Below are 7,934 nucleotides of genomic sequence, written 5' to 3'. Positions count from 1 at the left end.
CGGTAATACCAAGTTAAAACTAATATTTTAGTTATACAACTAAATTGTTAGTTATTTGGTATTGTAAATGTAATTCATTATTAATCAGCAAAATAGTTTTGATTGCTTACGAGGAAGCGGTTGCCGGTAAGCAGTTGCCAGTTGCCAGTTGCCAGTTGCCAGGCTGGACGGAGAGCGAGTCGGATATTGTAAATCGCAGAGTTCGCAGCGTACAACTAGTTACCGTTCGCAATTTAACCGCAAAGGTCGCAAAGTATAACGCAAAGGTCGCAAAGTGCCCCAGAAAACATTCTTATGGTCGTTAGCGAAGTGGAACAACCTTTGCCACCATTGCGTTAAATAGGCGTCAAGCCAGGTGTTTTAAAAAATAATATAGGGCTTACCTGATATCACAGTTCTGTTAATAATATAACTGAAGTTGTAACTTACCTGTGCATCATCGACGAAAAAAAAACGAGAAACCAATGACCATGGCCACGATTGCAATAATGTATAATACAAGTACTACTATCACAAGGATGGCCATGAACCGGTAATGCAGCTTAAGATATTTTAACGCTTTACTGATCGCTTCTGAATCATAGTTATTTATTGCAATTCGGGAATGCTTACCAAACTGGTAGAGATAATAAATTGGGATTACATAAATCAACATCATTAAAGCAATTGGCAGCATCTGGGTAGTAGCTGTAAATCGCACGAGTTCGTCCTGAGGGAAACGGGATGCCATTACTAGAATTCCGGCCATGGCGAGCAGCATGATTCCAATAATAACGATTCCGATGATTGAAAGAACATTACTCCATTTTCTGGCAATACGCAGGTGTTCAATGGCAGTTTCATCAAGGATTAGAGACTGGGAGTCGGATGTCATAGTTGTGATTAGGTTTAGTCTTGTTTCTTAAATATAAGTTTTTTACAGATGCATCCCTCCATGCTTACTATCCCTCGTAGTCAATAATTCACTGTCAACTATTTTATCCATTTCCCATTAATCATCACTTTCACGACATTCCGAACCGCTTTAAAGTCATCCAAAGGATTACCTTTTACCAAAACCAGATCAGCTATTTTACCCTTCTCAATACTACCCAACTGATCTTCGATGCGGAAAAAGCGTGCGTTTTCCATAGTGGCAGCTACAATGACTTCAGCAGGACTGATGCCGCTTTCGACCCAAAGCTCCATTTCGCGTTGGAAGGCCCATCCTTTTTCAGCATAGGGTATCATAGAGTGGGAGCCAAGTACAAGCTTTACTCCTGATCTTTTTAATTTGGCAGTAAGGCTTTTCATGGCATTGAATCCCTTGAGCTTGGTTTTGTCCATAGTTTCCGTGCCAGCCTGGTATTCAAATGCGCCAAGAGTAGGACTGACGAATGTGCCCTTTTTAACCAGAAAGCGCGCAAGGCTATCGGCTTTCGGACCGTTAACGTCAAGTGTTTCCCAAATTGCATAACGCCCCTACTTGCGGAAATCGTTGTTGGCCATTATAGCTTGTCGGTATTTTTCACCCTCGCGTTGGGGGATGAGCGAAAGGCCAAATGAAGTGATATGCTCTATGCCATCCAGACCCGCCTCTATTGCCTGAATAGCTTCGGTGATCTCAAGATGTGCCGTAACTGGTAATCCACGTTTGTGAGCTGCTTCGGCTATGACCTTAATCAGACCCGGCGGAATGCCGAAATATATTTTAATAGCTGAAGCTCCCTGATCCGCGGCATCATTAACTTGTTCGATAGCCTCATTCTCATCTCTTACAACAATAGCATCATAGGGGTACGCGGGAGTTGAACCATCCAGATGGGGACCCGTCAAAAACAGACGCGGCATTTGCCTTCCCGATTTCCTTTCCTCAGCATAGGCTTCTATCCATGCACCAGGATCACGTAAGGAGGTAACACCGTTCTGAAGGAACAGGGCTGGCAGATCTTTTACCCTGTCGAGATGAAAGTGGGAATCAATAAAACCGGGAAGGATCGACATACCTAGACCGTCAATAATTTCAGCATTTTCAGGAATCTTAATCGAACGCTTTTGCCCGACTGCTTCTATCCGGCCGGCACTGACCAGAACAGTGCCACCTGAAATAGGGCTACCGCCATTGCCATCAATAATAATTACATTAATGATCGCAATGGTGTTCTGACCCACCGGAATCTCTCTTGCGTTAACGGGCTTTATCTCATGTTTGGCCTTCGAGTTTGTCAAACTTCGGGGTGTAGTGCCGTATACCAGAGATGCAAAAGCGACGAGCAGAAAGAAAGGTGTTTTCATTATCGGTGATAAATATTCAAATACATCCTGACAATAAATTATAACAGATTTTTATAAATATAAACAAACGCCTGATCACACCTCAATCTGCTCGGTGCTGATCCCCGTCGAAAACTTATTGTTTAGAAACCATATGCACGCCAATGCCAGAACAATGCACCCACCCGTGACAATCAGAAAATTTGTAAACCCTCCGTACATTTCATTCGGATCACTATCGAATATTGAATTAACATCATGGATAATAAATCTCATGAAGAAGCCCGTTACATTCGCCGCTGCATGAATGAGGATGCAGGCTAGTAAACTCCTGGTATTGTAGTATACCCATCCACAGAAGATACCTATGATAAAGCCGGTAACAAATTGCCATGGGTTAAGATGCACTAATCCAAACAACATGGCTGAGACTAAGATCGATTTAAGGGGCTTATATCTCTTCAGAAGCCCATCCAAAATAATTCCCCGGAAAATGAGTTCCTCAAAAATGGGGGCTGCGACAACCATAGTCAAAAATGTCAATGGTCCTGTCTGTTGGGCAAGTTCCATAGACATCTTTTTTATACCATCTGGCATTGGTATCAACATCCCTATAGGCACAATTATTCCAAATAACAACCCAACGACCCCAAGAGATATAAATGGGATTATGGCAGGCTTAATTTGAAGTGGAAATGCAGAGCTGCCGATTTTCCTTTTCCTAATCGAGTGAATGATAAAGAACGACCCTCCAATTGCCAAAAGGTAATATATCAGCATAGAAGCTTCTTTACCTATTACATGTCTAGTCATGAAATGTACGGGGCTCAATAAAAGCATCGCCAGGATTACGATTCCACTAATGCCAAAGCTCTGGGCTATGTTAGGATAGGATCTGGTTGCAGTTTCCGTCATTGTTAAGCAGATAAAAGTTCCTTAAGCTCATTGAACCAGAGTTGGTTATTAGCGCCCAACACATTATAGTCTACTATCAAATATAATATATTTCCATTTGACAAGCTTAGTCTTAATGGTTGCCAGAAAAGGCCCATATTTTTAACTAAAGTCCTTGGAAAAGCCTCATCAAAGCCTAAATAAATCTGGTCAATACTAGTCAGGGGGATTTGCAGATTTTCATCTCCGCTAATAAATATTTTCTCGTCGCTTAACGCGATTTCTCCTTCATGCTTATGGAAGGGAGCAATTCCGGAAAAATGGGCGCGCAGATCGGCAAATGAATCTCTTTTTAGGAGTTCGTGTTGGTAAGAGTAAAATACCTGACCGGTTAATATTGCATTCATACTAATTTATTAAAAGCTGGTTCAATGTCACTTAATTGTTTTAAGTAGTGCTTTTTTAACTGTCAACCGTCTCCTCTCACCTATTCAACCTCTCCTCAATAAACCTCTCAGTAACCTTCTCCAGCACCGACAACGTAACCGATCCATTAGAAAGTATCATGTCATGAAAGGCACGCACATCGAAGTTCTCCTTGAGCGCCACTTCCGTTCTTTTTCGCAATTCGAGGATCTTAAGTTCACCAATCTTGTAAGCAAGTGCCTGTCCGGGCCATGAGATGTACCTGTTTACCTCTGTGTTAACTTCCACCAGTGAGAGTGCCGTGCGATCGGCCAGGTAGCTTGTAGCCTGTTCTTTTGTCCAGCCTTTCTTATGAAGACCAACGTCAATGACCAGTCTGCAGGCGCGCCACATATCATAGGTGAGTCGCCCGAAAAGACCATAGGGATCTTTGTAAAAACCCATTTCATGTCCGAGGTATTCGGCATAGAGGCCCCAGCCTTCGCCGAAAGCATTGATGTATAAGTTTTTTCTGAAATCGGGCATGCTGTCAAGCTCCCGGGCCAGGGAAATTTGCAAATGATGTCCCGGAACGGATTCATGAAGGGTCAAAGCTTCAAGAGTGTAAAGTGTTCTGCTGGACAGATTGGTAATGTTCACCAGGTATGTGCCCGGGTAATTGCTGGATCCCGATCGGGAATATAAACCCGGCGGCGCGGCAGGCTGCGACATAGGTGTAACGGTATAAGGCTGGCGTGGTAATCGGCCAAAAAGGGAGGGTAACTTTCCATCAATCTGCTTGGCGATGTAGGAGGCTTCTTTTAATAATTCTGCGGCGGTTTTTGGATAGAATTTGGGATCGGTCCGGAGGAAGTTAATAAACTCTTTAAAGGTTCCCTTAAACCCGACCTGCTTCATCACTTTGTTCATTTCATTCTGGATACGCGCGACTTCCGCAAGTCCGATGTCGTAAATTTCATCCGATGTAAGCGATGTAGTGGTATAATGCCGTACGCGGTCTTCGTAATACGCTGCTCCCTCCCGCAAAGCTGAAGCACCTACTGAACTCCTGGTTAAGGGTAGGTATTCGGTTTCAAAAAATGTCTTGATCTTGCGATAGCTGATGATCACGTCTCTATTAATTATTTCTTTTGCCTTCGTCTGGTATGCCTGCCAGTCATTTTCACTCACCGAAAAGGGCTTCTTCATCAGAGGTTTCCAAAAGACAGATTTTTCTACGCTATCCAAGATATGCTGCTGATAGGTACTCTGCATTTGGCTGATGATCACTTTCGGCTGACTCATCCCAAAAAGTATACCTCGTCTCATAAGGAGCAGATTTTCATCAACGTACCGTGAAACATCCTGCAGCATTGCAATATATTGATCCACATCTTTCTTACTTGCCAAAACCTTGTTCCCCTGACTGGCAAGGGATGTATGAAAACCCTCGTAAGAAATAATGGGATTGAGATAGGATTTGTACTGGTATCCGGCTAAATTATCCAGAATATCGTGTTGCAGGAGTTCGTGATTTATTTGCTCTTTGAACGGCAGTAATGCCTTATTGATATTGAGAAGCTGAGCATTAAGCTGCTGATAAAACTTGTATTCGCGTGCGAATCTTTCTTCAGTTTGCGAACGGAGCGGATGTCTGCTGATGCTATCTTTCTGCCATTCCTGTTTTTCAAAATCTTTTATTTTTTGGAAGAGGGAGTGAACGGAGGTGGGGGTTGTTGTCTGGGCATATAAAAATGCAGTCGAGAGAAGAATTGAGATGACTGTAGGAAGTAGGGCTTTCATATTGGGTTGGGACTTAATCCAAAGCAAAATACTCAATTTAACCGCAGAGTGCGCCGAGTTTTGCGCAAAGTTCGCAGAGTTAGATGCATAAAGGTTTAATAAATATGCCATTTCTGCAACAAGTCTCTGCACAATCTGCGTAGTACTCCGCGACCTCCGCGGTTAAAAATTACATCATATGCTCCGTATACCCCCGCACCACCAAGTCTTCATACGCCTCCCAAACTTCAGCCGGAATTTCCTGATAAATCTGATACCCCATTTCAGGATATTCTTTTATCCTTTGAAGATCGCCGACCATATTATTAACCAGCATTTTCATAGTTATTTCCTCATTTGGGTAATCGTCCAGGGTAATCTGAGGAGAGCTTACCAAAAGAGTTTTATCGGGCCAGCTTTTGTTAAATGTAGCTAAGCTCCTGCGTTCCATATAAGGTTTCTGAACTACAATAAAGCTTTGCGGGTCCAGTCCTTTTTCACTTAAGAGTTTTTGGGTGAACCGAATGTTTTCTCCTGTATTCGTGGATTGATTTTCAATCAGAATGGCCTCTTTGGGTACGCCAAGGGCTAGGGCGATCTTTGCAAATTTATCAGCTTCAGGTTCATCCCATATGCCTTGTGTAAAATTGCCAAGCCCGCCAGAGAAAATCAAAAGTGGTGCATATCCTTGCAGATATAATTCTGCACCCCGGTCTGCTACGCGCGTGTCGTGGCTTCCTAAAACTAAGATGCAATCAGATTTTTCCAGTTGATGATTGACGTGATGGTAGTCCCACAAGACTTTGGCCAATTGTTTTTCTTCGGAAGTGAGCATAAAATTATTAAAGGATTGTAAGTTGCCGAAATCCTTTGTGCTTTAAAACATGCTGATCAGATTAATTAGGAAACGACTTTTGATGAAAGATCCCCAGACTTTCCGATTTGATCCTCTGCGATTTTCTTAATCATTCCGTTAAAGATCAAACCATGAAAGGGGAGTACCGAATACCAATATACCCGCCCCAACAGTCCCAAAGGCCTGAAAGTTGCAGTTTGGGTAAGCACGTCTTTGTCATCGATTTTAAACTCCAGCCATGCTTCGCCCGGTAATTTCATTTCCGCATAAAGAAGAAGTCGTTTCTCAGCCTTATCGGCCAGAAGGACTCGCCAAAAATCAAGCGCATCTCCCGGATAAATATCCGAAGCACTTCTTCTGCCTCGTCGCATTCCAACACCACCAATCAGCTGGTCCAGAAATCCCCTGATCTTCCAGAGGTTATTGCCATAATACCAACCGGTTTTTCCGCCAATTGCCCAGACTTTATCAAGAGCGTGAGCCGAGTTTTTAAGCTGCATAGCCCTCACGTCCGTAAAACAGCCGTTGACAGGCACTTCTATATATTGCGAAAGCCCTTTGCTGAGGATGCCGCTTGTTAATGCGTCTTTCCAGCTCGACAGCACCTGGTTCTGTTCAATCTTACCAAAAGCCATTTTGATTGCCGTATCGTAATCAATTAATTTTATACCAAGCTGTTCTGCGAGCTTATTAGGCCGGCAGACTACTTCAACTTTCATACTGTTTACTAAATTGGTTGCTAGTGCGTAGGAGGTGGAGGTGACGAAATATAGCCAATAAGAAGATAGTTTTGGCGTCATCAACGGTACAATTACTATATGTCTTTTTAACCCGCGAATCTTAGCAAACCGCAGCAGCATTTCTTTATAACTCAAGATGTCCGGCCCACCGATATCATAACTTTGATCGTAGGTTTCACTATTGCCAAGTACCCCATTCAGAAATTCAATGACATTGCGAATTGCTATGGGCTGGCACCTTGTTCTGAGCCAGCGTGGAGCGATCATGAAAGGCAGCTTCTCCACAATGTCGCGGATAATTTCAAACGATCCGCTTCCGGATCCCACAATTATACCTGCTCTTAGCGTAGTCAGCGCAAAATTATTTCCCGATAAAAGTACCTCTACATTTTTCCGCGAAATCAAATGCCTGGAAAGTTCCTCAGAGTTAACAATCCCGCTTAGGTATACTACCTGCCTAGCCGACGTGCAATTGATTCTCTCCGTAAAATTCCGTGCACATGTTTGCTCCATTTCCCCAAACTCACCACTTTCCGTCGACATAGAATGGATCAGATAATAGGCAGCCTCAATATCATCTGGAATATTTTGAAGGCTGTCCTTGTTGAGAAAGTCGGCCTCAATGACTTTCAAATCAGAGGTATTGTATTTCTCTTTATTGAACCTGCTTTTATCCCTCACACAGCAGACCACTTCGTGACCTTGTTCTAACAATACTGGCAACAAGCGTTGAGCGATATATCCGGTGACACCGGTGAGGAGGATTTTCATGAAAGGTTTGGTTTGATGGTAATTACGAAAGTATGTTATTTCGGGTTTAACGAAAGTATTAATTATGTGATGGTTCCCCGATCATAGCTGCGGGAGGCCTAGTTCTTTTGCTTTAGGTGACCGTTGCACAACTAACATTGGTTGATAACTCTGAGTTTTAATAGATGGCGTTTTTCCCGAAATTAGATCATGCAGGGAAAGAAAAAGTATCAAGAAAAACTCTTCCTCAATTT

8 protein-coding genes are annotated in these 7,934 nt (G+C 43.0%); all 8 read right to left on the bottom strand.

The window, feature by feature from the left end; all coding sequences use genetic code 11:
• Positions 1–436: 436 nt before the first annotated feature.
• Positions 437–874 (bottom strand): hypothetical protein, encoded by a 438-nt coding sequence (locus ACLL8Z_RS13160; protein WP_411275246.1) that lies wholly within the window; start codon positions 872–874, stop codon positions 437–439.
• A gap of 98 nt (positions 875–972) precedes the next feature.
• A complete protein-coding gene (locus ACLL8Z_RS13155; RefSeq protein WP_411275245.1) occupies positions 973–1,326 on the bottom strand; it encodes an amidohydrolase family protein in 354 nt (117 codons plus the stop codon).
• A gap of 135 nt (positions 1,327–1,461) precedes the next feature.
• Positions 1,462–2,274 (bottom strand): amidohydrolase family protein, encoded by an 813-nt coding sequence (locus ACLL8Z_RS13150; RefSeq protein ID WP_411275244.1) that lies wholly within the window; start codon positions 2,272–2,274, stop codon positions 1,462–1,464.
• 75 nt (positions 2,275–2,349) lie between these two features.
• Positions 2,350–3,168 carry a CPBP family intramembrane glutamic endopeptidase gene (locus ACLL8Z_RS13145; protein ID WP_411275243.1) on the bottom strand — a complete coding sequence of 273 codons (819 nt, stop codon included), beginning with the start codon at positions 3,166–3,168 and terminating at the stop codon, positions 2,350–2,352.
• Between the two features lie 2 nt (positions 3,169–3,170).
• Positions 3,171–3,554: a hypothetical protein gene (locus ACLL8Z_RS13140; RefSeq protein WP_411275242.1), complete on the bottom strand. Its 384-nt coding sequence runs from the start codon at positions 3,552–3,554 to the stop codon at positions 3,171–3,173.
• Between the two features lie 76 nt (positions 3,555–3,630).
• On the bottom strand, positions 3,631–5,355 hold the full coding sequence (locus ACLL8Z_RS13135) for a DUF885 domain-containing protein (protein ID WP_411275241.1): 1,725 nt from the start codon (positions 5,353–5,355) through the stop codon (positions 3,631–3,633).
• Positions 5,356–5,524: 169 nt separating this feature from the next.
• Entirely contained in the window at positions 5,525–6,169 is a 645-nt protein-coding gene (locus ACLL8Z_RS13130; protein ID WP_411275240.1) for an ElyC/SanA/YdcF family protein, read from the bottom strand.
• A 65-nt stretch (positions 6,170–6,234) separates the two neighbouring features.
• Positions 6,235–7,701 (bottom strand): SDR family oxidoreductase, encoded by a 1,467-nt coding sequence (locus ACLL8Z_RS13125; RefSeq protein ID WP_411275239.1) that lies wholly within the window; start codon positions 7,699–7,701, stop codon positions 6,235–6,237.
• Between the last annotated feature and the right edge of the window lie 233 nt (positions 7,702–7,934).

This window comes from Daejeonella sp. (assembly GCF_046590655.1).
GTDB lineage: Bacteria > Bacteroidota > Bacteroidia > Sphingobacteriales > Sphingobacteriaceae > Daejeonella.
This window is presented reverse-complemented; position numbering and strand designations above follow the sequence as displayed.

What these genes read in the sequence shown, in the direction of transcription:
- ACLL8Z_RS13145 (WP_411275243.1), bottom strand. Translation starts at nt 3,168, where the DNA reads ATGACGGAAACTGCAACCAGATCCTATCCTAACATAGCCCAGAGCTTT.
- ACLL8Z_RS13125 (WP_411275239.1), bottom strand. Translation starts at nt 7,701, where the DNA reads ATGAAAATCCTCCTCACCGGTGTCACCGGATATATCGCTCAACGCTTG.
- ACLL8Z_RS13130 (WP_411275240.1), bottom strand. Translation starts at nt 6,169, where the DNA reads ATGCTCACTTCCGAAGAAAAACAATTGGCCAAAGTCTTGTGGGACTAC.
- ACLL8Z_RS13155 (WP_411275245.1), bottom strand. Translation starts at nt 1,326, where the DNA reads ATGGACAAAACCAAGCTCAAGGGATTCAATGCCATGAAAAGCCTTACT.
- ACLL8Z_RS13150 (WP_411275244.1), bottom strand. Translation starts at nt 2,274, where the DNA reads ATGAAAACACCTTTCTTTCTGCTCGTCGCTTTTGCATCTCTGGTATAC.
- ACLL8Z_RS13140 (WP_411275242.1), bottom strand. Translation starts at nt 3,554, where the DNA reads ATGAATGCAATATTAACCGGTCAGGTATTTTACTCTTACCAACACGAA.
- ACLL8Z_RS13135 (WP_411275241.1), bottom strand. Translation starts at nt 5,355, where the DNA reads ATGAAAGCCCTACTTCCTACAGTCATCTCAATTCTTCTCTCGACTGCA.
- ACLL8Z_RS13160 (WP_411275246.1), bottom strand. Translation starts at nt 874, where the DNA reads ATGACATCCGACTCCCAGTCTCTAATCCTTGATGAAACTGCCATTGAA.